This window comes from Asticcacaulis sp. AC460 (assembly GCF_000495795.1).
In the GTDB taxonomy this organism is placed as follows: Bacteria; Pseudomonadota; Alphaproteobacteria; order Caulobacterales; family Caulobacteraceae; genus Asticcacaulis.
Genome location: NZ_AWGD01000019.1, coordinates 173,669 through 196,999, shown reverse-complemented (window position 1 = coordinate 196,999; position 23,331 = coordinate 173,669). Strand labels below are relative to the sequence as shown.

The 23,331-nt window shown below is 61.4% G+C and carries 18 protein-coding genes; 8 read left to right on the top strand and 10 right to left on the bottom strand.

Going from position 1 to position 23,331, the window contains the following annotated elements:
• Positions 1-29: 29 nt before the first annotated feature.
• Positions 30-788, top strand: coding sequence for an SDR family NAD(P)-dependent oxidoreductase (locus ABAC460_RS35320; protein ID WP_023453415.1), 759 nt, complete (start codon positions 30-32; stop codon positions 786-788).
• A gap of 7 nt (positions 789-795) precedes the next feature.
• Here ABAC460_RS35320 and ABAC460_RS35315 read toward each other — a convergent pair whose 3' ends face one another.
• A complete protein-coding gene (locus ABAC460_RS35315; RefSeq protein ID WP_023453414.1) occupies positions 796-1,851 on the bottom strand; it encodes a winged helix-turn-helix domain-containing protein in 1,056 nt (351 codons plus the stop codon).
• 177 nt (positions 1,852-2,028) lie between these two features.
• Between ABAC460_RS35315 and ABAC460_RS35310 the strand changes: the two genes are divergently transcribed.
• Positions 2,029-3,468: a pilus assembly protein gene (locus tag ABAC460_RS35310; protein ID WP_031236743.1), complete on the top strand. Its 1,440-nt coding sequence runs from the start codon at positions 2,029-2,031 to the stop codon at positions 3,466-3,468.
• A 363-nt stretch (positions 3,469-3,831) separates the two neighbouring features.
• Here the strand turns inward: ABAC460_RS35310 and ABAC460_RS35305 are convergent, their stop codons facing one another.
• The gene (locus ABAC460_RS35305) at positions 3,832-4,443 is read right to left on the bottom strand and encodes a hypothetical protein (RefSeq protein WP_023453412.1); all 612 of its coding nucleotides are present in this window, start codon (positions 4,441-4,443) and stop codon (positions 3,832-3,834) included.
• Positions 4,444-4,457: 14 nt separating this feature from the next.
• Positions 4,458-4,871, bottom strand: coding sequence for a response regulator (locus ABAC460_RS35300; RefSeq protein WP_023453411.1), 414 nt, complete (start codon positions 4,869-4,871; stop codon positions 4,458-4,460).
• A gap of 171 nt (positions 4,872-5,042) precedes the next feature.
• On the opposite strand from ABAC460_RS35300, the gene ABAC460_RS35295 reads away from it, so the two are divergent.
• Together ABAC460_RS35295 and ABAC460_RS35290 are read left to right on the top strand one after the other, a co-directional pair.
• Positions 5,043-6,287: an Hsp70 family protein gene (locus tag ABAC460_RS35295; protein ID WP_023453410.1), complete on the top strand. Its 1,245-nt coding sequence runs from the start codon at positions 5,043-5,045 to the stop codon at positions 6,285-6,287.
• Positions 6,288-6,378: 91 nt separating this feature from the next.
• A complete protein-coding gene (locus ABAC460_RS35290) occupies positions 6,379-7,542 on the top strand; it encodes an SGNH/GDSL hydrolase family protein (RefSeq protein ID WP_023453409.1) in 1,164 nt (387 codons plus the stop codon).
• 36 nt (positions 7,543-7,578) lie between these two features.
• On the opposite strand, the gene ABAC460_RS35285 is transcribed toward ABAC460_RS35290, so the two are convergent.
• A complete protein-coding gene (locus tag ABAC460_RS35285) occupies positions 7,579-8,523 on the bottom strand; it encodes a CPBP family intramembrane glutamic endopeptidase (RefSeq protein WP_031236742.1) in 945 nt (314 codons plus the stop codon).
• A gap of 209 nt (positions 8,524-8,732) precedes the next feature.
• On the opposite strand from ABAC460_RS35285, the gene ABAC460_RS35280 reads away from it, so the two are divergent.
• The gene (locus tag ABAC460_RS35280; protein ID WP_023453407.1) at positions 8,733-10,421 is read left to right on the top strand and encodes a methyl-accepting chemotaxis protein; all 1,689 of its coding nucleotides are present in this window, start codon (positions 8,733-8,735) and stop codon (positions 10,419-10,421) included.
• Between the two features lie 28 nt (positions 10,422-10,449).
• Here ABAC460_RS35280 and ABAC460_RS35275 read toward each other — a convergent pair whose 3' ends face one another.
• The gene (locus tag ABAC460_RS35275; protein ID WP_023453406.1) at positions 10,450-11,448 is read right to left on the bottom strand and encodes a glycoside hydrolase family 43 protein; all 999 of its coding nucleotides are present in this window, start codon (positions 11,446-11,448) and stop codon (positions 10,450-10,452) included.
• A gap of 247 nt (positions 11,449-11,695) precedes the next feature.
• Here ABAC460_RS35275 and ABAC460_RS35270 point away from each other — a divergent pair, with 247 nt between their 5' ends.
• A complete protein-coding gene (locus ABAC460_RS35270; protein ID WP_031236741.1) occupies positions 11,696-12,433 on the top strand; it encodes a FadR/GntR family transcriptional regulator in 738 nt (245 codons plus the stop codon).
• On the opposite strand, the gene ABAC460_RS35265 is transcribed toward ABAC460_RS35270, so the two are convergent.
• Both ABAC460_RS35265 and ABAC460_RS35260 read right to left on the bottom strand, forming a co-directional pair.
• The gene (locus ABAC460_RS35265; protein WP_023453404.1) at positions 12,430-13,536 is read right to left on the bottom strand and encodes a cellulase family glycosylhydrolase; all 1,107 of its coding nucleotides are present in this window, start codon (positions 13,534-13,536) and stop codon (positions 12,430-12,432) included. The genes ABAC460_RS35270 and ABAC460_RS35265 overlap by 4 nt on opposite strands.
• Positions 13,537-13,724: 188 nt before the next feature.
• The gene (locus ABAC460_RS35260; protein WP_023453403.1) at positions 13,725-16,457 is read right to left on the bottom strand and encodes a TonB-dependent receptor; all 2,733 of its coding nucleotides are present in this window, start codon (positions 16,455-16,457) and stop codon (positions 13,725-13,727) included.
• Positions 16,458-16,758: 301 nt separating this feature from the next.
• On the opposite strand from ABAC460_RS35260, the gene ABAC460_RS35255 reads away from it, so the two are divergent.
• Positions 16,759-17,898 (top strand): sialidase family protein, encoded by a 1,140-nt coding sequence (locus ABAC460_RS35255; RefSeq protein WP_023453402.1) that lies wholly within the window; start codon positions 16,759-16,761, stop codon positions 17,896-17,898.
• A 193-nt stretch (positions 17,899-18,091) separates the two neighbouring features.
• On the opposite strand, the gene ABAC460_RS35250 is transcribed toward ABAC460_RS35255, so the two are convergent.
• A complete protein-coding gene (locus tag ABAC460_RS35250; RefSeq protein WP_023453401.1) occupies positions 18,092-19,081 on the bottom strand; it encodes a glycoside hydrolase family 43 protein in 990 nt (329 codons plus the stop codon).
• Between the two features lie 179 nt (positions 19,082-19,260).
• On the opposite strand from ABAC460_RS35250, the gene ABAC460_RS35245 reads away from it, so the two are divergent.
• A complete protein-coding gene (locus ABAC460_RS35245) occupies positions 19,261-20,763 on the top strand; it encodes a tryptophan halogenase family protein (protein WP_023453400.1) in 1,503 nt (500 codons plus the stop codon).
• 205 nt (positions 20,764-20,968) lie between these two features.
• Here ABAC460_RS35245 and ABAC460_RS35240 read toward each other — a convergent pair whose 3' ends face one another.
• Positions 20,969-22,129 carry a cellulase family glycosylhydrolase gene (locus ABAC460_RS35240; protein ID WP_023453399.1) on the bottom strand — a complete coding sequence of 387 codons (1,161 nt, stop codon included), beginning with the start codon at positions 22,127-22,129 and terminating at the stop codon, positions 20,969-20,971.
• Positions 22,126-23,328, bottom strand: coding sequence for a cellulase family glycosylhydrolase (locus tag ABAC460_RS35235; RefSeq protein ID WP_052012743.1), 1,203 nt, complete (start codon positions 23,326-23,328; stop codon positions 22,126-22,128). The genes ABAC460_RS35240 and ABAC460_RS35235 overlap by 4 nt, the downstream gene beginning before the upstream one ends.
• Positions 23,329-23,331: the final 3 nt, after the last annotated feature.

Here is a 23,331-nt window from a genome sequence, read left to right as displayed (position 1 = left end):
GGGAGAGGTGATTTTAGAAAGATCCCTCGATGCCTCATTCGAGCAAGGTAGCCATTGTCACGGCCGGCGGGAGCCATCTCGGAAGGGCCATTTCGCTGGCTTTGGTCCAGGACGGGTACGAGGTATTCGTAACCTGGCTCCATAGCGTCGACGAGTTTGCGGCGATAAGCGAATCCGTGACCGGCATACGCTGCGATGCCGGGATCAAGGCCGATGTCGATGCCTTCTATGCTGAGGTTAGGGAGCGAACCGGGACGGCGCCGGATGTGCTGGTCAACAATGCCGGCGTGCAGACCTGGTCGTCGCTGCTGGAACTCCGGGAGGAGGACTGGGACCGGGTTATTCGGACCAATCTGAAAGGCTGTTTTTTGAACACCCAGGCGGCGGCGCGGCAGATGGTCGAGGCCAAGCGTCCCGGCAGGATCATCAATATCGGCTCGGGCTGCAATCAGACGCCGTTCCTCAACCTGGTCGACTATACGGCATCGAAGGGCGGGATCGAGATGCTGACCAAGTCGGCGGCGGTCGAGTTGGGGCCGTATGGGATCACCGTCAACTGTGTCGCTCCGGGGTCGATCGAGACCGAGCGGACGCAGCAGGAAGCGCCCAACTATGCCCGCGATTGGTCGAAGATCACGCCGCTGCGCCGGGTCGGGACGCCGCAGGAGGTGGCCGATGCGGTGAGTTTTCTGGCCGGGCCGAAGGCCGGGTTTATTACCGGCCAGACCCTGGTGGTCGATGGCGGGGTGTTTACCCAGACCAACTGGCCGCATGACGGCTATGTGTGAAAAGACCTCAGCTCTCCTCGCCCTGCGCGCGGGGCTTAGACGTACCCATCCGTAATCCCGCGGCGATACAGCCGCTGAACAGCGCGCCTTCCAGGCCACCGGTGACGAGTTGGCTGATCAAACCGAACCCGCTTTCACCGAACAGCGCCGAGATACCGTCCAGGTGCAGGCGTGAGCCCGGGAACTGCTCGCCCAGCAAGGCCAGGCTGCCCAGCATCATCCGCCCGCCCAGCAGCGGCACCAGGACACCGGCCACGCCTCCGGTCAGGGCGGCCAGGGCTGCGCCCTTGCGGACACCGCTAAACCGGCCGGCCAGCCAGGCGCCCAGGCCCACGGCGCCGCCGACCAGCGCGCCTTCCGGCGCGCCGGTGATGTTGGCCGGCGCCTGGCCCAACAGGAGGTTGAAGGCGTCCAGACCGACCAGCTTGACCACCGCTCCGACCACGATCCCGCCGGCCAGTCCGCCCAGCACGCTCCAGTGCACGCCGCGCGTCGGCGCCATCGCCGCCAAGGCGATACCGAAGGATACCCCTGCCCCGCCAAGGATGGCGACGATCAGGCTGATGCACAGCACCACCAGCAGCACCGACACGGTCCCCATGCCGGCGGCCACGGGCTGGGCCGCAATGGCCGAGCCATACAGCAGGCCGCCGATGAGGCCGGCACCAACCGCGCCGGCCGTTCCCGCCACGCCCGGCCGGATGACCTGCCGCCAGTCGCGGGTTCGCAGCGGCGGTGACGTCTCGGTCACGGCTTCGACCGGGGCGATAAAGCGGTAGCCGTGCTTGGTCACCGTCTCGATAAAGCGCGGCCGCGCGGCATCGTCGCCGAGTTGTTTGCGCAGGGTGCGGATGCACTGGGTCAGGGCTTCGTCGGTAACGGGGACGCCGCGCCAGACCTCCTCCAGGAAGCGATCCTTGGTAATCAGCTTGCCGGGTTCGCGCACCATCAGCGCCAGGGCATCGAGATAGCGCGCGTTCAGTTCCACCGTCACGCCATCGCGGCTGAGGCGGCGGTTGTCGGGATTGAGCACGAAGCGGTCGAAGCGGAGACTGGCGGTCATTCGAGATAGCTTAGCGCATCGTCACGGCGGCGCAAGGCCGGGCGCTGAACACTGGCCGGCAGCCCAAATTCTTACGTGCGCGTATGATTTCACCGCAAAAATTTAAACTTTTTCCAGCAATATTCGGGAACGGCGGTATTTCGAACCCATGGCCGCAACCTGGTGGAAAAGGATTTCATGCGGTATTTTGTTAAGGCCTTCCTGCGCTCGCGTCACGCCAGTACGACCATGATCTTTGGCCTGGCCGTTTTCGCCATCCTGGCCGCGCTGGGCACCGCCATCGACTATGCCGTTCTGCAGCGCGCCAAGCGCACAACCCAGGATGCGCTGGACTCCGCCGTCCTGGCCGCCGCCATCATCAACAACTCCAATGAAGGCGAACTGAAAAAGCTGGCCGGCGAAGCGTTCAAGGAGAACCTGAAGGGCACCGACCTGGACGCCAAGATCACGGCCTTCAAATACGACCAGAAGGCACGCACGGTGAAGGCCACGGCCCGCGGCAGCTATGATCCGGTCATCATGCAGCTGTTCGGCTTCAAGGACCTGCCCTATTCGGTCAAGGCCGACGCCATCAAGGCCGCAGACGGCACGCTGGAAGTGGCGCTGGTGCTGGACAACACCTGGTCGATGAGCGCCTCGGTCGGCGGCACGCCCAAGATCGACGTGCTGAAGACCGCGGCCCAGAGCCTGGTCTCGACCATCCTGACCAAGGACAACAAGGACTATGTCAAGATCGCTGTCGTGCCCTATGCCGACTATGTCAATGTCGGCATGGGCAACCGGTCGGCGTCGTGGGTCAGTGTCGGGGCCGACTATGCGACCACCTCTGCCAAGACCTGCACCACCGTCTCGACGGCGACGCAGTGCACGGGCGGGACGAAGGGTACCTGCACCGGCACCCAGGACGGCGTCCCCTATACCTATAGCTGCTGGATCGTCGCCCAGACCTGCAAGACGGTCAATGTCACGCCGTATCAAAGCTGTTCCGGCGGGACGACCACCAATTACAAATGGTATGGCTGCGTCAAGAACCAGGTGGCCTCGTCGAAGCTGGTCATGCCGGATCCGACGGGGGCCTATGCCGGTATCCTGCAGACCAGCCAGACCTGCCTGAACCCGATCCTGCCGCTCAGCAACGACGCCACTGTGGTGACGAATTCGATCAAGAACCTGGTCGTCAATATCAGCTCGTACAAGCCCGAAACCTATATTCCGGCCGGAATGATCTGGGGCGTCAATACCCTGACCCCGCCGGCACCGTTCACCGAGGGCAAGCCCTACGACAAGAACAACAAGGAACCGCGCAAGACGATCGTTCTGATGACCGACGGCGCCAATACCCTTTACGCCAACACCTCGGGCGGGATCGCGGTGGCCAATGCGACCCAGGTCGCGGTGACCTACAGTGATCAGATCCGCGTCTGCGACTACGCCAAGTCGAAGAATATAGAGATCTACACCATCGGCTTCGACGTGACGGACGCCACGGCGCTGAAAACGTTGAAGGCCTGCGCCACCGACGCCCAGCACTATTTCGACGCCAAGAGCTCGGCCGACCTGATCAAGGCGTTCGAAACCATCGGCGGCAAGCTGAGCAAGGTGCGGCTGACGGGGTGACCTTGACGTTATTGGCGGGCAGAGCGAGGCGCTGATTTTCGCGTCCTCCCTTAGCGTCTTCACGTCTTCGCGTGAAACATGCTGTCTACAGGCGGGTCAGGCCCCAGTGTCAGCGGTCAGGTAAAGAACGGTTTCACGCCAAGACGCGAAGGGAGCACGGCCTCGTCCGCGTTAGGTCCGATACCCTGGGCATTGGAGGCTGACTGCTAAGAGGACCCCTCCGTCTCGACGCGTTCGCTGTCGGCCTTCGGCCCAGCTTCACTTGCTCGCCACCTCCCCATTGGAGAAATGGGGAGGAGAAGGAAGAATAACCATTTCAATTAGCGGTCAGACGCCAGTCCCGTTGGCGTGATATATGTTTGATCAGTTGAAGTAGGCGTCGACCTGGGCCTGGCTGGTTTCTGGACCGCCGACGGCGGGACCGTTCAGCAGCAGGTCGCGGCGGCGCTGTTCGGCGTCATCGACCGATACTTCAGGGTCGGCGCTGCCGGTTATCTCACCCAGGCGCGCGATGCGGCCTTCGATCTGTTCCAGGACGCGGACCACCTTCGATACGCGCTGGCCGACCAGGTCCTGGAAGGAGCAGGCTTCGAAGATGCGCATGACCAGGTCGTCAGCCTTGTCCTTCATGCCGGGATCGGCGTCGTCCAGGTCCATAAGCGCCTCGGCGGCACTCAAGATTGTGTTGGTGGCAGTTTCGGTGTCACGCGTGATGGCGTCAAGCTCGGCACCGGCCTGGGGCAGGCTGTCGCCCATCTGGTTGGGGCACAGCCGGCGCAGTTCGGTCCGGGTCTGGGCGATGTCGCGCGCAATGCCGACCAGTTCGTCCGAAGCATGCTTGTCCAGGCGCCGGAAAAACCCTTCCAGCAGGCCCAGCAGTTCCTCCGACACGGCAGTCATGCGCAGCAGTTCGGGATCGAACATGCCGAGGATATCGGCCGCGAAGGTCGGCCGGTTAAGGTCAACAGCGCTCATGGTTGAAGTCCCCCTCAGGACGCGACGGCTTCGGTCGGATGGGCCAGCCAATAGGCGTCGACGTCTTCGCAGATCTGTTTGATGTCGTCGAAATAGAAGGGCTTGGGCAACAGGAAGTTGACCCGGCCGCGGCGGGCCTTGTTCAGCGCATCAGCGCCGGATTCCGGATCGTCGATACGGCCGGCGGTCATGACGGCGATCGGGGCGCCACCGGCCAGGTCGCGGAACTCGCTCAGGTGATCCAGGGTGTTGTAGCCTTCGATGAAGACGTCCAGTATCAGCACGTCAAAACGGTCGGCCTTGAGGGCGTCGTGAGCGGCGGCCGGGTCCTGGACCCAGACGGCGTCGAAGCCGGCCTTCTGAAACATCTTGCAGATGATGGTTGCCTGGGTGCGGCTGTCTTCCAGCACGAGCGCGCGTTTGGCCATGTTTACAGTCCCTGAGAATACGCATTTTACGTTCTGTAGGGGACTACCTTAATCGACAGGCGCTAAAATTGCGTTACAGTGTTTTTTGACGCGAAATCGGTCTTTTTCCGCTCGTCAGAACGGCCATTCTTCGCTACACACCGCGCCCCTCCCCCGTTTGGCGCAACCCCTATGTCCCGACCCTATTGCGGCATCGACTTCGGCACCTCCAATTCGGCGGTGTGCGTCGGGCTGGGCGAGAGCGTCCGCCTGGTGCCCATCGAAGGCGAGTCCGTCACCCTGCCTTCGGCCATCTTCTTCAACTTCGAAACCGAGACGGTCAGCCATGGCCGCCGGGCCATCGCCGAATATCTCGACCACTATGACGGCCGGCTGATGCGGGCGCTGAAGTCGATCCTGGGCTCCAGCCTGATCGGCGAAACCACCCAAGTCGGCGAGCGGCGCAAGGATTTCCGCGCCATCATCGGCATGTATATCGGCGAGCTGAAGGCCCGGGCCGAGCGCTTTGCCGGCCACACGATCGACCAGGTCGTTCTGGGGCGTCCGGTGCGCTTCGTCGATCATGACGATGTCGCCGATGCCCGCGCCGAGGCCGAGCTGCGCGGCATTGCGCAGGCGCAAGGCTTTCGCGACATCGCATTCGAATACGAACCCCTGGCCGCCGCGCGGGACTACCAGTCCGGTTTGAAGGAAAGGGAAACCGTCCTGGTCGTCGATATCGGCGGCGGTACGTCGGACTTTTCGGTTGTGGAGTTGAGCCCAGCCGGCGGCGACAACCGTATCCTGGCCAATGGCGGCGTCCATATCGGCGGCACCGACTTCGACACCCGTTTGAGCCTGGCTACCGTCATGCGCGACATGGGGTATCGCAGTCCGTTGAAGAGCGGGCTGGAAATGCCCGGCCTCTATTATCACCAGCTGTCGACCTGGCACCTGATCAACTTCCTCTATACGCAGAAGACCATGACCGGGGTGCGTCAGTTGCATCACCAGGCGGCCGACCGCAGCCTGACCCAACGCCTGATCACCACGATCGAACACCGCGCCGGCCACGAGATCGCCAGCAAGGTCGAACAGGCCAAGATCGCCGTCTCGGATGGCGAAGCGGCCCGGATGGACCTGACCGGGATCGATGACGGCTGGACGCACGAGGTGACGCGCGATGCCCTGATCGGCGCTATTGCCGCCGACGTGCGCAAGGTGGTCGATGCCGCGATCGACACGGTGAATGCGCGCGCAGGGTTGCAACCTGCCGGAATCGAGACCCTGTTCATGACCGGCGGTTCGACGGGGTTGCCCGGCTTCGAAGCCGCCATGCGCGCGGCCTTTCCTCAGGCCCGGGTGCACTACGGCGACCGCTTTGCCTCGGTGGCCAGCGGCCTGGGCCTGGCGGCGAAGGAACGTTACGCGGGCTGAGGGGCTGTTCGCCAGCCGGGCGATTTGGAAGGCAAGGCCGGATCAGATATCCTAAGAACAACGCTGTCTATCAGACATAAGACCCGACAGAATGTCCAAATCGAAAAAACGAATCCGCGCCGTCGTGATCGGCGGCTCAAACACCGTCATGGGTCTGAATCCTGACTATCGGATCGGTTATTTGTGGGAAACCTTCAGGGCGTGCAAGAAACGGGGCTGGAAGCTCGACGTCATCGATGATCTGTCGGTGGGTGGCACCACCATTTTCAATGGCCTGTTCCGGCTCAAATGCTGTTCCAAGCTCAAGAAAGCCGATGTCCTGATTGTCGAATATGCGCTGAACGACACGTCCGGGCACGAAAAAGATCGCAAACTGCTGCAACACTGGGCCCGGGCCTATGAGGGCGTTATCCGTTATGCCCTGACACAGAATCCGCGACTACAGATCATCTCGGTGATCCTGGAGTCGCGCACCGCGCCGGCCGAACGGCGCCTGAGCATGATCCATGCCGCTATTCATCGTCTGTCGGACGTCTACCGCACACGCGTGATCGATATCGCTCGAACGCTCGTGGAGGCCGTTGGCCCGGAACAGGCGTGCAGCGACCTCTATTATCTGGACTCGCACCATCTGGCTGCCCCCGCGGTAGAAATGACGAAAAAAGCTCTGACACGCGAGCTCATAAAGGCCGTCAGCAAACGGCGCCGCAAGCGCGACCTGCCGGAACCCATGGACCCCTTCCACTTCGCCGACGCGACGGCAGCCGGTCTGGACAATCTGCCAGAGGGCCCCCGCATCCATCGCGGCAACCGGCGGTTTCATGCAGACGGCTTGGAACTGGCCGGCAAGCGGCTTGTTTTCACTTTGGTCGAGGGCAAGCTGCTGGGAATGAACTATGTCTGCGAGCTGAGCACGGGACCGGCCTTCATGCGGTGCGGTGATCTGCTGTACCAGGTCAATGTCATGAAGCCCGGCATCACGGCCGGCAACTTCGAGTTTCTGGTGGCGGCCACGGGCTGCGACTTCCTGTATCCGCCCGATGTCAACCGTCCGCCGGAAACCTCTACCTACACGATTTCGCCGGTCGCCGACGGCGAAATCGCCAAGACCGTGACGCCGCGCAGCATGACGCCGCATCCGGTCAATCCGTCGCCGACCCTGGCGCTCTGCGGTATGCTGTACACCGGCCGTATGGAGAATGTGCGCATCGAAGAGGTTCTCCAGCCCCTGCGGGAACGGATGCTGGGAAGTTAGGGCGCATGTCGATCCGTATCGAAATGCGCCCCGATGTCACGCTTTTCGAGTGGACGGTTCAGGCGCTGCGTGCCCGCGTCCGGGCTTCAATGCGCCCGCTGCAATAAAGCCGATTGAGGCAACCAGCAGAACTGCTGTCGTGACGACACTGGCTTCCGGTCCGAAGGCCGCACCGGTCAACCACCACGGGGCGCCTTCGGCGGGCGCCAGATCGACGACCAGGGACGCCACCGCGATCTTTCCGCCGCTGACCTCAAGTCCGAACCCGACTCCCAGAAGCGTGTTCCAGGCAGAATGCCAGGCGCACACGCCCCACAGCGAGCCTTCCTTGATAGCATAGAGGCTGATCATCACCGCAAACAGGACGATGTTGACCAGGCCCAGGATCAGTTCCTTCGACAGATTGATATTGCCGGCGTGGAGCAGGGAAAAGACGATCGAATTGATCACGATGGCCAGGATCAGGCCGTGGCGAGAGGCGACCAGTTGCATCAGCCAGCCGCGCATCAGGATTTCCTCGGTCGCCCCCTGAATCATGAAGCCACCGAACAGGCACAGGATGGGAAGGAACAGAAGCGGCGCGGGCGCCGCCCACACGCCGGCGCCTTCGACGCGATAACCGCCCAGGGCCCAGATCGCGCCGACCACAAGCCCCAGAAATGCAAACCCCACCAGAAGTCCGCGCACGTAACGCACAAGCCCGTGCGCATTGAACCCCAGCGCGACCGGTGACCGGCGCTCAAACAGCCAGGCCCAGGCAAAGACGAGGATGGCCGTAACGCCAAAACCCGCCAGAAGAATGCTCAGGGGCTGCCACTGCGTCTCGAGGTCGGCCTGGCGAAAACCCATCGGCTTGAGAATGCCGAAGATGGTCGTTAACTGCCCAAGGATGAAGAAAACGACGAGCAGCACGATGGCGACTGCCGTCCAGGTGCGACGATGCCGAGGCGTCCTCGGTGCGTAAAGTTCTGTTCCGGTCATGTAGCCCCTCCTGGCCTATCCGCGGCCGTTCAGGCGGCGGGTGCCCTTCGTTTCAGATGCAAACATCTGCGGCAAGTTAATTCGGGTTAATGGCCGTCCGGTTTCGAATGGAATTTGGCACTCTGACAGGACAATTTTAACACATGAAAATCAATATAGTTAATCAGACAAGACCGCGTTGCGCGGCGGCAGAAAACGACAGGAACGCTATGCTCAAGCTGGCAAACATATCCGTCACGAAGAAACTTCAGCTGATCATGGCTCTGGCCCTGGTGGCATTTGTGGCCGTGTCGGCGGTGGCCCTGCTGGACTACCGCCAGGTTATGCTGGGCGACCGGATGGACAAGACCCGCAACGTCGTCGAGGTCGCCGGCAGCGCCGTCCGCGCGCAATACGAGCGCTTCCAGAAGGGCGAGATCAGCGAGGCCGAGGCCAAGGCCGCCGCCATCGCCCAGGTCAAGGCATTGCGTTACGAAGGCCAGAACTATTTCTGGATCATCGACGACCATGCCCAGATGATCATGCACCCGTTCAAGCCGGAACTGGACGGTACCGACGCCTCCAATATCAAGGATCCGAACGGGGTGCGCCTGTTCTCCGAGATGACGGTCGCGGTGCAGGCAGGTCATGACGGCTTCGTGCGCTATGGCTGGCCCAAGCCGGGCATGGACAAGACCAAGCCGACGGCCAAGATCTCCTACGTCTCCGCCATTCCCGAATGGAAATGGATCGTCGGTTCCGGCATCTATATCGATGACGTCAACACCGCCTTTATGGCCCAGTTGACCAAGTTCGGCGCCATCGGCCTGTTCACCCTGCTGGTGCTGGGTGGCGTGAGCTGGATTATCGCTCGCGATATCCGCGTGCCGCTGGGCCGGATCACCCACGGTCTGGCGGCCCTCGCCGAGGGCAAGGAACTGCCGCCCCAGGGTGATGAGCGCCGCGATGAAATCGGCGTCATGACGCGGTCGCTGCAGGACCTGAACGCACGCCTGAGCGATGCCCGCCGGCTGGAGGACGTCCAGAAGTCGGACGCCCTGGCCAAGCTGGAGCAGAAGGCGCAGCTGGAAGCCGAGATCGACGCCTTCAAGGGCACGGTCGGCGACATCATGGGCAAGCTGGGCGGCGCCACCCACGACCTGAAACATGCCTCCGACGACATGACGCATATGGTCACCTCGGTGAACGACAAGTCGCGCACCGTGACGGCCGTCACCGGCGAAACCTCCGGCAATGTCCAGATGGTCGCCGCAGCGGCCGTGGAAATGTCGGCCTCGATCCGTGAAATCGCCAGCCAGACCGGATCGTGCTCGATGGCCATCCGCGACGTGGTCGAGCACATGCATAAGGCCAGCACGACCTCGCAGAAGCTGGACGAGGCCACCAAGCGCATCGTCGAGATCGTCGACCTGATCCAGAACATTACCGGCCAGATCAACCTGCTGGCGCTGAACGCCACGATCGAGTCGGCACGGGCGGGCGACGCCGGCAAGGGCTTTGCCGTGGTCGCCAACGAGGTCAAGCAACTGGCCACGGCGACCGGCCGCGCCACCAGCGAGATCACCGTCAATATCGACAATATCCGCGAGGTGTCCCAGGACGTCATCCAGGTGCTGCACGCCATCAGCCGCGGCGTCGATACGGTCGACCAGATCGCCGTCAGCATCTCCTCGGCGGTCGAGGAACAGAGCGTGGTTACCGCCGACATCGCCGCCAATATGAACACGGCGTCGATGAACACCGACCGGATCAGCCACAATGTCGAGGACATGAGCCGTGCCTCGGACGATGCCACTGTGTCGGCGCGCAAGACCTCGTCGTCGGCGCATATCCTGTCCGAACAGACCGAGCACCTGAAGACGGAAATCCTGACCTTCCTGGACCGCGTGTCGGCGTAAAAAGTTGAAGCTGACAGCGCCTTTGGTGCTATTGCGGCGCTTCGATGGGCACGCCGTCCTTTTGGGGCTCGGCGAACTGGGGCTTGCCGTCGGCGCCCCAGCTTATCGGCTGAATGCGCGGCGAGCGCTTGGGCGTACACCCCATCTTCGGACCGGGATTGGCGTGGTAGATGATCCAGGTCGTCTTGCCGTCCGGCGAGGTGAAGAAGCCATTGTGGCCCGTAGCGTAGATGCCATTGGCCTCGGACTTGGCCAGAACAGGCGTCGGCGACTTGCTCCAGGATGCGGCCTTCAGCGGATCGCTGCCGGCCGGCGCGCTCAGCAGGCCCAGGGCGTAGTCGTCCGACCAGCAGGCGCTGGCCGAATAGGTCAGGAACAACTGCCCGTCAGGCCCCTGCAGGAATTCGGGCCCTTCCAGGATCTGGCGGCCGCCCTGGCGTTCCCACGCCAGGTCCGGACGGGCGATGATGGTCTCTCCGCCAGCCAGGGTCCAGGGGTTGGCCATGCGCGAAATGCTCAGCACGCTGTCGGGGCCGACATAGGGCGAATAGACAAAATAACGCTGCCCGCCATATTCGAAGACGGTGCCGTCGATGCCGGTGTGGGCGGTGTTGATCTGTCCCCTGTCGACCCATTCTCCTGTGGTGGGATCAGCATTGGTGTTTTCGAGTACGAAGACGCCACGATGGGCATCGTCGTCGAATCCCGACGCGGCGGCCGTGTAATAGAGGTACCACTTGCCATCGATCCGGTGCAACTCCGGCGCCCACAGCGAAATCGAGGCGGGGCCCTGACGCGGCGGAATCCATACGGTTTTGCGTTTGGCCTTGGACAGGGCGGCGATGTCGTCGGTCTTCCAGATGACGATCCGGTTGCCCATGGTGTGCATGTAGTAATAGGTGTCGCCGTCGCGCGTGATCCATGGATCTGGCCCTGAATCCATCAAGGGGTTGGTGAAGGTTTCGGCGGCGCCGGCCTGTGGCGACACCAGGAAAAAGGCGGCGAAAAGGGGCAAAAACCTCAGCATATCTGTCCATTCCCATATTTATCTTATTTATAATATAATAACGAAGGCGCGAAGGATACGCAACCGAAATCCAGGCATTTCCCGTCGCGGCTTAAAGGCGAGATGGTTGCGGCGGTTACCGGCGCCACGGTGCGACGGCTTATCCATCCGATCTATAATACAATTAAACGCCAAACGACTTGCCGTTTGCGCGGTTTGACCCTATCAATGGATTGAATATTTCAATCTTTCGGTATTGCAGCCATCGATGCACGTTGAAAAAGAGTTTGGCTCGACATTGGATCTGGGCCGTAACCTGACCATCGGACTGCTGGACCACCTCGGCAAGGCGATCGTTGTCGGTCATTACGACAACAAGGTCTTCCCGACCGAAGCCGTCCTGGCCGACCAATATGGCGTCAGCCGCTCCGTCACCCGCGAAGCCGTAAAGATGCTGACTGCCAAGGGACTGCTGATCGCACGCCCGCGACAAGGCACCGTCATTCAACCGACTCTGCAATGGAATCTGCTCGACAAGGATGTCCTGCGCTGGCTGCTGGAGCGCAAATTTTCACTGCGTCTGCTGCGTCAGTTTACCGAACTGCGCGTGTCGGTCGAACCCAAGGGGGCGGAACTGGCGGCGCAATATGCCGCTTATGAAGATTTGCAGCGTATGAAGGCGGCTTTCGAGCGCATGGTTCGGGCCGATGGTGGCGACGGTGACCCAACTCAGGCGGATATCGATTTTCACGTCTCGATCCTGTTTGCCTCCGGCAATCCGTTTTACTACCAGTTCCAGGAACTGATCCGCACCGCGCTGATGACATCGATCCAGTTTACCACCCGCGTCAACCAGTCGATGCCGAATATCGAAGCCCATGAGAATATCATGAAGGCCATTTTCGATCGCGATCCGAAGCGCGCCTATGCCGCCATGCACCTCATCGTCAACGACGTGCTCCTGACCATCCATGCTCAGGAAGAGGCCGATAAAAGGGCGCTTTAAGCCTTCGGTTCGCGCGTGAGCCGGCGGATCAGATCCACCTCTGCCTGGCGATACGGCCGGCCGTCGGCGTGGAAGATATCGTGAAACCACAGGGTTGGCTGGGTGTCGATATAGGGCCTTTGCCACGAATCCCACGGCATGTTGGTTTGCGTCTTGCCGACAACGAAACCCCAGTTGATCATGGCGACGCGTTCGCGTTGACCGACGGCCAGGGCCGAATCGAAGGTCGAACCGTTGCCACGCGCCATATATTCCGTCAGCAACAGCGGCCGGCCGTAGGGCCGCAGTTGCGCGATCCGCATCTCCAGGCTTTCCGGCCAGTCGTAATTGTGAAAGCTGATAATATCGGACTGTTCGAGCTGGATGCGTTCGACGGCATTGAGTTGGCCGTCCGGCGACCAGTCCTCGTTATGCCACAGGCCGCTGGTCAAGGGCTGGATGGGCCCGGCGCTGCGGACCCAGTCGAACACCTGCGGTAGCAGGTTCGCGACCAGCTCGATCTTTTCGGCTTCGGCGAGTTGGGCATAGGTCGCGCCGCCCTGGTTGTCCGGTTCGTTCCACACGTCCCAGGCCAGGACGCGCGCATCATTGGCAAAGGCGCCGACGACCGCCTTGGCGTAGGCTTCCAGCCGCGGATGTTGCGCGGCATCGCGCAGGCCATCGGTGCCTGGGCTTTGCGCCCAGCCGGAATTGTGCGTTCCGGGGCGAGGCGTGCGTTGCGGACCCGGCTGCGGATTGGGGTCCCAGCACGAATCGAACAGCACGAAGATGGGCCGGATACCATGGGCGTCGGCCATGCCCAGGAAGTGGTCTATACGGCGAATCAGTCCATCGGGATCATCGGCCCAGACCCGGTCGTGCAGAAAGACCCGGGCGGCGTTCATGCCGATGCCGGCCGCCCACCCCAGTTCGCGGTCGATCGTCACCGGATCGAAGGTCGCCGCCTGCCACATCTCGAACTGGTTGATCGCGGTGGACGGTATAAAATTGCTGCCAACCAGCCAGGGCTGACAGTCATACCAGCGCTGCGCCGCCGGCGCGGTCCAGCGCTTTTCGGTCGACTCCGCGCTGATCGAGGTCCGCGCCTGACTGGAAGACACCATGAACTTTACCCAACTGATCGTGCTTAAAGACAACCACGAATAAATAAGATTTATATGAACAAACCTTCCATACCTCCTGTCGATCGTCAACGCCGGGCGACAAAAATCCGGAAAGAAAGAAGCCTCCCTCCTCAGTAAGAGAAGGGAGGCAGGAGGAACCTTCAGGGAGAAGGGGGAAGTGACCAAACCTAGTAGCGGAAACGGATACCCACCGAGTAGACCGTTTCTTCGTTGCGGATCTGGGTGTTGTAGATGCCGTTACCGCCGCCGGCGATGTCGTTCATGTAAACGCGATAGGTCCGCAGGGGCTTGGGGAACAGGTTGTTGAGATCGGTGGCAATCGAGATATTGTCCGAAATCCGGTAGCTGGCCGAGAAGTCCAGCCGGGCCGTACCTTTGGTGTATTCGCAGCCGGGGTTGCCGCCCCAGTCCTGAACCGCGTCACAGACATTGAGCCACTTGCTGCGGGCGTTATAGGCCAGGCGGGCCGACCACGGACCATTCTCATACATGCCGGTCAGGTTGCCGGTCAGGCGCGACACGCCCGGCTGGTTCTTGTCCTGCTTGTAGGAGGAAGGCGAGTTGCTTTCCATGTAGGTGACATTGGCCTGGATGCCGAAACGGGTTGCCCAGGTCGGCAGGAAGTCGAAGTCGAAGAAGGTCGTGAACTGTGCTTCCGCGCCTTTGAAATTCACCGTATTGGCGTTGTACGGCGCGCTGATGCGGACATTCTGGGTGTCGGTTGCGTAGCCGTTGTTGTTCGGATCGGGCGTCGGATCGTTGGTGAACTTATCGTCGGTGATCTTGATGACGTGGTAGTTGATGAAGCCGTCGACCTTACGGTGGAAGATGTTGGCCGCAAACAGCCCCGTCGCACCGAAATAATGTTCGTACGTCACGTCGAAATTGTCGGAGGTGTAGGGCTTAAGGTCGATATTGCCGGAGCCGCCACCCCAGCGGAAATACTCGTTGGTCGCCGAGTCGTATTCGACACGCGTGCCGGAATTGACGACATAGTTCGGATTGAGATCGCCGAAGTTCGGCCGCGTCCGCGTCTTGTTGGCGGCGATACGGACCTGGGTGTCGTTGGTCAGATGCAGACGCATGCTGGCCGTCGGCAGGGTGTCGGTATAGCCGCTGTTCAGGGTGCGCTGGCTGCTGGTGACGCTTTCGTCCGTGTCGACCACGCGCACGCCCACAATACCATCCACCGGGATGCCCCAGTCGAATTCATAGTCGATTTGACCGTAGAGCGCGGTCGACTTTTCATTGGCCCTGAAGTGCTGGTTGGGATTGTAGGGCGGCGGACCGTCAGGGAAACCGACCAGGGCACGCAGGGAATTGGCATTGGCGCGGACCGAGGCCGAGGTCGGCCCCGCCCAGCTACGGACCGACGGGTAGGTCTCGCCGACAAAACCCGGCTGGGTGGTGCGGATATCCAGACCTGTGGCCGACAGGAGGATATTGCGGCCTTCCACGTTGTTGTAGCGTTCGCCGTTGTCGAAGGCGGCCTTTCGGTTGACCGAGCGCACGCCGAAACGGACGCGGGGCAGGTAGGACAGGTTGGTGCGGTATTCCGCATCGGTGCGGAACTGCCAGTCGCGGCCGCGCGCCGACAGCTGCCGGTCGAAGAAGCCCCTGAACTTGCCGTTGGCCGGATCGGTCGAGTCGAAGTTCTCGAAGGTGAAGTTCACGCCGCCGTCCGAGCCGACATCGTAGTCAACATGGACCGAGGGGCTGCTGGTGAAGGCGTAGTCCCAGCTATAGACCGACAGGAAGAACTTGGACTGGGTCGAAGCCAGGTCGGCGGACACAGTCCACGGCCCGGATTTCCACTTGCCGCCGGTAGCGATCTGATAGGTGTCGGTGCGGCCGGTGGTGGCGGCCTGCCAGCCCTGGACGCGGACCGGATTGTCGACCGTCATGCTTTCGACGCGGCTGTTGTCGAGGCTGAGTTCGATATCGTGATACTGGCTGCCGCCCCACAAGGGGACTTCCATGTTGCGGTCGTAGACCTTGGCGCGATAGCCTTGGTAGAGGAAGTCGGCGTACAGCTCCAGTTCCTCGTTCGGGCGCCATTGCAGGGCCGCATTGGCCGACGGACGCTCACGATCGTGTTCGGCGTAGTTGATGCCGATCAGGTCGCCGAAGCGCTTTCCGGCATATTTCGACGCATCCGGTGTGCCGGCGCCGCCCGGCAGGGTCGCGCTGACGAACGAACCGATGAAGCGCTTCGAGTCCAGGAAGTGGAAGCGGTTATAGGAGACGTTGAGCAGCGCGCCGAATTCGCCGGCGCCCGTCGACCAGCGATTGCTGAGCAGCAGGTTGCCGTTGGGCGCATAGTCCTTGGACTGGTTGGCATAGAGATAATTCGCCATGCCCGAAATTTCGCGGCCCTTGAAATCGAAAGGACGGCGGCCGCGGACATTGATCAGGCCGGCGATGCCGCCTTCGACCTGGTCGGCGGTGGTCGACTTGAAGACTTCCAGCGCGGCAACGTTGCCGGCGGCGAAATCCTGCGAGGCGACGAAGCGGCCTTCGGCAGTAAAGATATCACGGCCGTTATAGCTGGTGGCGATGTTGGGCAGGCCGCGGACAAGCACGCTGTCGGCCTCGCCGCCGTTGCGGCCGACAGTGACGCCGGTCACGCGTGCCAGCGAGTCGGACACAGCTGTGTCGGGCAGCTTGCCGATTTCGGCCGCGACGACGGCATCGACGATCTGTTCGGAGTTCTTCTTAAGGGCGCGCGACGACGCCAGGCTGCGGCGCAGACCGGTGACGACGATGGCGCCCGAATCGGCCGGAGCGTCCGCCGACGTTTCCGGTGCGGCTTCCGGCGTTGTTTGGGCATTTGCGCACGCACCCCACGCCATAATCGAGACGGTCGAGGCGGTCGCCAGTATAAAGGCCTTGAGTTTCATATCCGGTTTCCCTCTGTTCTTGTTTGTCAGCTTCGGCGCCTCATGGCTGGGCGACGTTCTTGAGCATGATATATGATTTATATGATCACGAGATCAATCGGTTTTTTCGGTTGGCCGTCGGAAAATCGCAATTGGTGCAATTATGATACAATTTAATTTATTAAATAAATTCAATTCATTAATCGGAATTTTAGCCCAAAAGTCGCTGATTTTCTGGATTGCGTTGACAACGGCACCTAACGCCTTCTTCTTATTTATCGTACTTTTAAATCGGCGCTGCGTGCCTTTTGGAGGAAAAAGCATGAAGACTCAGCCAAAACGGCCCCTGGCCTGCCTGCTTCCGATTGGCTGCCTTCTGGCCTTTGCGCCGGCATTTGCGCAGACCGGCACGCCGCTTGACGAGGGAACGGCCATGTATCCGAGGGTGGTTCGCCAAGAGGCCAGCGCCGCCAAACCACTGGTGGCCAGCGTCACCGCCTTTGAAGGCGGGGCCCATGCCGACATCTTCCGCAGCGACGACGATGGCAAGACCTTTCGCAAGGTCAGCGAGATCCGCGATCCGGATTTCAGCACGGGCCTGTGCTGCGGCGGTCTTTATAGCCTGCCGGTGGCGGTCGGTGCGCTGAAGGCCGGAACCCTACTGTATGCCGGCTCTGTCGGACAGGGCGTCGACGACAAACCCATGCATCTGAAGATACATCACAGCGACGATGGCGGGGCGACCTGGTCCTATCTGTCGACCTTTTATACGGCGCCGGTTCAGCGCAAGGGCGGCGGGCTGTGGGAGGTCGAATTCATGATCACCGCGGATGGCAGGTTGGGTTGCCTGTTTTCCGATGAGACGGTTTCTGGTCATTCGCAGATCTTGCAGCAATCTCTGTCTTCGGATGGGGTTCACTGGTCGGCGCCGAAGGCGATCGTTCAACTGGCGCCCCCGGGTGACCGGCCGGGCATGCCGGTCGTCTCGCGCTTGTCTGACGGGCGGTTTTTCATGACCTATGAGATTTGCGGCCCCGCTCACAATTGCGATGTTTACAGCCGTTATTCGGTTGATGGCGTCGATTGGGGCGATCCGGCCGATGCCGGGCAATCGCTTATGACGCCTGAAGGCTTCACGTTGCGGGCTACGCCGACCCATGCCTTGGCCCGCGGGTCGGGCAAGCTGGTCGTGACCGGCCAGCGCGTCTACCGTAACGGCGTCCACCAGCCGGACGCGGCTGTTACTTTGTTTATAGATGACAGTGGCACGGGCGTCGGACCTTGGCGGATGACGCCTGCGCCGGTCGATGTGCGGGATATCCCGGCGGACGGCAATGTCTGCCAGAACTATTCGTCACCGGTGTTGGCGTCGGAGGATGGCGCGTCGGTGTTGTCGATCGTGACGGACTATGTGGACGGCAAGTGCAAGGCGCGTTTCGGGACGGTGCGTTTGTCCGAGTGACTATTTTATTCCGGCCTCTTGCGCATCGTCGGCCGGTAAATCTCGCAGAATTCGTCTTCGGTCCGATGGAAACACCGGCGGGCCAAATCCCCCACCGTCTCATTTGCTTCCAGCAAATGATCCACCTCCCCGTATAACGGGGAGGGATAAGTTATTGGTAGAATTGATTTTTCGGCTAACTCAAGCCAGGAGTTCACCTCGCCACGACCACCGGAAGGCCGGTGCTCCAGTCGACCAGGTCGATATACATGGCGCGGCGGCGGTTATGGTCCGCATCGCTGCCCAGCCAGCCATGATAGGCGATCCACATGTCGCCATCGATCTCGAACAGGCTTTGGTGACCTGGCCCGGTCAGGGGCGGAGTACCCGGCTCGCTCTTCAGGATCGGGTTTTCCTTGGCGTCGAGGCACGGCCCGATCGGCGTCTTGCACATGGCATAGCCGGTCGCGTACTTTTCGTTGCTGTAGTCATTGCCGGCGTAGAACATCCAATAGATCGGACCGCGCTTGATCATCTGCGTCGCCTCGATCACGCCGCCTTCCCACGGCATGTCGTTGGTCACGCCCGACACGACGTGCGGCTCTCCCGTCAGGGCCAGGCCGTCGGGGCTGAGGCGCTGGGCGATGATGCCGGTCGGCACGCCGCAGCAATTGCCGTCGGTCTTGACGTACAGCCACAGGTCATCGCCATCGCGGAAGGGATTGGCGTCGATCGCGCCGATATCGCCGCCGCAGGTCAAAGGCTCGCCCTTGGGGAGGAACGGCCCTTCCGGCGCGTCGGCCACCGCCACGCCGACGCACAGGGTCAGGCCGTCGGGACGCAGCTTGCGGGCGTGGCGGGCGCTGAAATACATGACGTATTTGTCGCCGACCTTCATGACTTCCGGCGCCCAGATGTCCGAACCATAGCGCCGCGCCCAGGACGGCGTCCGCGGCATCGCGTCGACCGGCGCGCTCCAGGTCAGGCCGTCGGCCGAGCGGGACAACTGCACGTTCAGATGCCGGTTACCGATGTTGCTATTGGTGGCATAGGCGACCAGGCCGTCCTTGGTCACCAGGACAAAGGGGTCGGGAAAATTGACATCGAGCACGGGCTGGCGCTGGACGGGTTCGTCGGCCCAGGCAGCGCCGAAACCGCAGGTCATGGCCAGCGTTACGGCTGCGATCGCGCGAATCCATCTCATGTCAGTTCAACCCTGTTTTTGATGCCGCAAGGGCGTTTTTTCTGTCATTATATGATTTATCAGTATTATAATATAATTCAATCGGCATTTCGGATTTGGGCGGTATTCAGGACGTGGCGCGGGCTTGCGCTGACGTCAAAGCATAGCGCAAACAGGCCGGATGTCGCGGGGAGAAACACATGGATCGCCATATCCGCAATATCGTCATTGCCGGCGGAGGCTCGGCCGGCTGGATGGCCGCCGCCGCGCTCAGCAACGCCTTGCAGAAGGATTGCAGCATCACCTTGATCGAGTCCGAGGAGATTGGCACGGTCGGGGTTGGTGAGGCGACCATCCCGCCCATCCTGCGCTTCAACAAGACGCTGGGCATAGATGAAGCCGAGTTCGTCCGCGCCACCCAGGGCTCGTTCAAGCTGGGCATACAGTTCGTCAACTGGGGCAAGCTGAACCATTCGTACTTTCATCCGTTCGGCAGTTTCGGCCGCGACTTCGACATGGCCGGCGTCTATCACCACTGGCAGGCCGCGTTCGAAGCCGGACAGGCCGGCGGGCTCGACGACTACTGCATGGCCTGGTCCGCCGCCAAACGGAACCGCTTCGCGCCGCCGTCGGGCGATCCGCGCCACGTGCTGTCAACCTACGACTACGCCTACCATTTCGATGCCGGCCTCTATGCCGCCATGCTGCGTCGGTATGCCGAGGCCAAGGGGGTAAAGCGCCTGGAAGGTAAGATCGTCGATGTTGGGCTGAATGGCGAGACGGGTTTCGTCGAGACTCTGACGCTCGATGACGGCCGCAGCATTGCCGGCGAGTTGTTCATCGATTGCTCGGGCTTTCGCGGCCTGCTGATCGAAGGGGCGTTGAAAACCGGCTATCAGGACTGGACGCACTGGCTGCCGTGCGACCGGGCACTGGCGGTTCCGACCACGTCGTCCGCCGACTTCACGCCCTACACCCGGTCGACCGCGCACCAGGCCGGCTGGCAGTGGCGCATCCCGTTGCAGCACCGCACCGGCAACGGCCATGTCTATGCCAGCCAGTATATCAGCGATGAGGACGCTGCCGCCGTGCTGATGGGTCATCTCGACGGTGAGCCCTTGGCCGATCCAAGGCCGTTGCGGTTTACCACCGGCCGGCGCAACCGGTTCTGGAACAGGAATGTTGTCGCGATCGGCCTGTCGAGCGGGTTTATGGAGCCGCTGGAATCGACCAGTCTGTATCTGATCCAGTCGGGCATTGCCAAGCTATTGACCCTGTTTCCCGATCGCGATTTCGATCCGGTGCTGGTCGATGAGTTCAACCGGCTGACCCGGGTTGAGTTCGAGCGCATCCGCGACTTCATCGTCCTGCATTACAAGCTGACCCAGCGCGATGATTCTGCGTTGTGGCGGTATTGTGCCGCGATGGATATTCCGGACTCGTTGCGCGAAACCATCGAGATGTTCCGGCGGTATGGCAAGATTGTCCATCGGGAACTGGATCTGTTCGGAGATCCGTCGTGGCTGGCCGTGCATATCGGCCAGATGAATTTTCCGCAGCGTAACGATCCGCTGTTGGCCTATCGCGAAGCGGATGGTGTCGCGTGGCTGGCGAAATTCCGCTCGGTGATCGAGGCGGCGGCGGAGGGCTTGCCTGGACACGGGGAGTTCATTGCGCGCGCCGGTATGATGGCGGCGCGGTAGATGGACTTTGTAAGCGGAAACACCAGCGGGCCAAATCCCCCACCGTCTTATTTGCTTCCAGCAAATAATCCACCTCCCCGTATAACGGGGAGGGATAAGTTATTTATATTGCTGGCTTTTATTCTACGTTTTCGGCCTTAGAAGGCCGCAAAAAAGCGAAAATCAATCCAAAAAAACCGGGGAGGTCGCCCTCCCCGGTTTGGGTTTATTTCTTCTGGCTGAAGGCCTTTTCGGCCTCCGCCGTCATGGCCTTGATCTGATCGACCTCGGCCTTGCGGTACGGTGTGCCGTCGGCGTGGAAGATGTCGTGGAACCACAGAGTCGGCGGGTTGGCCGTGTAGGGCCGCTCCCACGAATCCCACGGCATGTTGGTCTGGCTCTTGCCCAGCACGAAACCCCAGTTGATCACGCCGACATTGTACTTGCGCGCGATCGGCAGGGCCGAATCGAAGGTCGAACCGTTACCGCGCGCCATGTATTCCGTCAGGATCATCGGCCGGCCATAGACCTGCAGCGACTTGATGCGGTTTTCCAGGCTTTCCGGCCATTCGTAATTGTGGAAGGTGATGATGTCCGACTGCTCGACCTGGACGCGCTCGACGGCGTTGAGGCGATCCTTGACGTCCCAGTTGTCGTTGTGCCACAGGCCGCTGGTCAGGGGCTGACGCGGGTCCTGGGTGCGCGCCCAGGCAAAGACCTGCGGTAGCAGCTTGGCGACCTGGGCGATCTTCACCTGTTCGTCCAGTTGCTTGTAATTGCCGCCGCCGCGGTTATCGGGCTCGTTCCACACGTCCCAGGCCAGGATGCGATCGTCCTTGGCGAAGGCGCCGACAAGACCCTTCACATAGGCCTCGTATTTCGGCCAACCGGCTTCGTCCATCAGGCCGGCATTGCCCGGGCTCTGGACCCAGCCGGAATTATGGGTGCCGGGGATCGGCGGGTGCTGCTTGCCCAGAACCGGATTGGGGTCCCAGCACGAATCGAACAGGACCAGCACCGGCTTGATCTTGTGCTTTTGCGCGATCGTCAGGAAGGTATCGATGCGCTTTTTGAAACCTTCGGGATCCTGCGCCCACAGTTGGTCGTGCAGGTAGACCCGCATGGTGTTCATGCCCAGACCTTGCGCCCAGCCGAGTTCGCGGTCGATCTCTTCCGGGTTGAAGGTATCGGCCTGCCACATCTCGAACTGGTTGATCGCCGAGGTGTTGAGGTAGTTGCTGCCGACCAGCCATCTTTGCTTGCCATACCAGGCGTGCGCCTGGGCCGGTGTCCATTGCACGGTTTCGGCATAGGCCGCCGGCAGTGCCTGGCTGGCCAGGATCAGGGCCAGGGCGCCGCCCGTCAGAAAGAATTTCATCGGTTTCATGGCTTTGCTTTCCTGCTCTTTGTCTTGAATGTCGCCGCCGCCTCGGCGGTCAGGGTCCGGATCTGGTCGGTTTCGGCCTTACGGTAGGGCGTACCGTCGGCGTAAAAGATGTCGTGGAACCACAGGGTCGGCGGATTTTTGGTATAGGGCCGCTGCCACGAATCCCACGGCATGTTGGTCTGGCTTTTGCCCAGCACGAAGCCCCAGTTGATCATGGCGACATTGTATTTGCGGCCCAGCGGCAGCGAGCTGTCGAAGGTCGAACCGTGGCCGCGCGCCATATATTCGGTCAGGATCAACGGCCGGCCATAGGGTTGCAGCATCTGGATGCGCTTTTCCAGACCCTCCGGCCATTCATAGCTGTGGAAGCTGATGATGTCGGATTCGTTGAGCTGGATTTCTTCGGTTTTGCTCTTTTTGCCATTGGGCGACCAGTCATTGGAGGTCACCCAGACGCCCGAGGTCAGGGGCTGGCTGGGGTCGGCGCTGCGGGCCCAGGCAAAGGCCTGGGGCAAAAGCCGTTCGACATTGGCCACCTTCACCGCCTGGTCGCTGCGGCCGCCGTCCCTGACGCCCGTCTTGCCGGCGACCGTCCAGTCGGCGGTCTGGCCGTCGCGGTTGTCGGGTTCGTTCCAGATGTCCCAGGCCAGGATGCGGTCGTCCTTGGCGAAGTGGCTGACGATGCCTGTGACATAGGCCTTCAGGTTTTCGGTATTGTCTTCGCGCAGGCCGATGGCGCCGGGGCTTTGGACCCAGCCGGAATTGTGCACGCCGGGGATCGGCGCCGGCTGAAGACCCAGATGCGGATACGGATCCCAGCAGGAGTCGAACAGGACCAGCATCGGCTTGATATTGTGCTTTTTCGCCAGGTTCAGGAAGATATCGATGCGCTTTTTGAAGCCTTCCGGGTCCTGCTGCCAGAGCTGGTCATGCAGGAAGACCCGCATGGTGTTCATGCCGATGCTTTCGGCATAGCCCAGTTCGCGGTCGATTTCCTCAGGATTGAAGGTGTCGGCCTGCCACATCTCAAGCTGGTTGATGGCCGAGGTGTTGAGGTAGTTGCTGCCGACCAGCCAGCGTTGGCCGGCGTACCAGGTGTTGGCCGCCTCAGCGGTCCATTTCTGGGTTTCGGCATGGACGGGACCGCTGATCATAAAGACAGCGGCCGCGCCGGCCAGGAACAGGTGCATGGGTTTCATGGC

Bases quoted from the DNA above. Each gene is read 5' to 3' on its own strand.
- ABAC460_RS35320 (WP_023453415.1), top strand. From the start codon at position 30: ATGCCTCATTCGAGCAAGGTAGCCATTGTCACGGCCGGCGGGAGCCAT.
- ABAC460_RS35315 (WP_023453414.1), bottom strand. From the start codon at position 1,851: ATGACCGCCAGTCTCCGCTTCGACCGCTTCGTGCTCAATCCCGACAAC.
- ABAC460_RS35310 (WP_031236743.1), top strand. From the start codon at position 2,029: ATGCGGTATTTTGTTAAGGCCTTCCTGCGCTCGCGTCACGCCAGTACG.
- ABAC460_RS35305 (WP_023453412.1), bottom strand. From the start codon at position 4,443: ATGAGCGCTGTTGACCTTAACCGGCCGACCTTCGCGGCCGATATCCTC.
- ABAC460_RS35300 (WP_023453411.1), bottom strand. From the start codon at position 4,871: ATGGCCAAACGCGCGCTCGTGCTGGAAGACAGCCGCACCCAGGCAACC.
- ABAC460_RS35295 (WP_023453410.1), top strand. From the start codon at position 5,043: ATGTCCCGACCCTATTGCGGCATCGACTTCGGCACCTCCAATTCGGCG.
- ABAC460_RS35290 (WP_023453409.1), top strand. From the start codon at position 6,379: ATGTCCAAATCGAAAAAACGAATCCGCGCCGTCGTGATCGGCGGCTCA.
- ABAC460_RS35285 (WP_031236742.1), bottom strand. From the start codon at position 8,523: ATGACCGGAACAGAACTTTACGCACCGAGGACGCCTCGGCATCGTCGC.
- ABAC460_RS35280 (WP_023453407.1), top strand. From the start codon at position 8,733: ATGCTCAAGCTGGCAAACATATCCGTCACGAAGAAACTTCAGCTGATC.
- ABAC460_RS35275 (WP_023453406.1), bottom strand. From the start codon at position 11,448: ATGCTGAGGTTTTTGCCCCTTTTCGCCGCCTTTTTCCTGGTGTCGCCA.
- ABAC460_RS35270 (WP_031236741.1), top strand. From the start codon at position 11,696: ATGCACGTTGAAAAAGAGTTTGGCTCGACATTGGATCTGGGCCGTAAC.
- ABAC460_RS35265 (WP_023453404.1), bottom strand. From the start codon at position 13,536: ATGGTGTCTTCCAGTCAGGCGCGGACCTCGATCAGCGCGGAGTCGACC.
- ABAC460_RS35260 (WP_023453403.1), bottom strand. From the start codon at position 16,457: ATGAAACTCAAGGCCTTTATACTGGCGACCGCCTCGACCGTCTCGATT.
- ABAC460_RS35255 (WP_023453402.1), top strand. From the start codon at position 16,759: ATGAAGACTCAGCCAAAACGGCCCCTGGCCTGCCTGCTTCCGATTGGC.
- ABAC460_RS35250 (WP_023453401.1), bottom strand. From the start codon at position 19,081: ATGAGATGGATTCGCGCGATCGCAGCCGTAACGCTGGCCATGACCTGC.
- ABAC460_RS35245 (WP_023453400.1), top strand. From the start codon at position 19,261: ATGGATCGCCATATCCGCAATATCGTCATTGCCGGCGGAGGCTCGGCC.
- ABAC460_RS35240 (WP_023453399.1), bottom strand. From the start codon at position 22,129: ATGAAACCGATGAAATTCTTTCTGACGGGCGGCGCCCTGGCCCTGATC.
- ABAC460_RS35235 (WP_052012743.1), bottom strand. From the start codon at position 23,328: ATGAAACCCATGCACCTGTTCCTGGCCGGCGCGGCCGCTGTCTTTATG.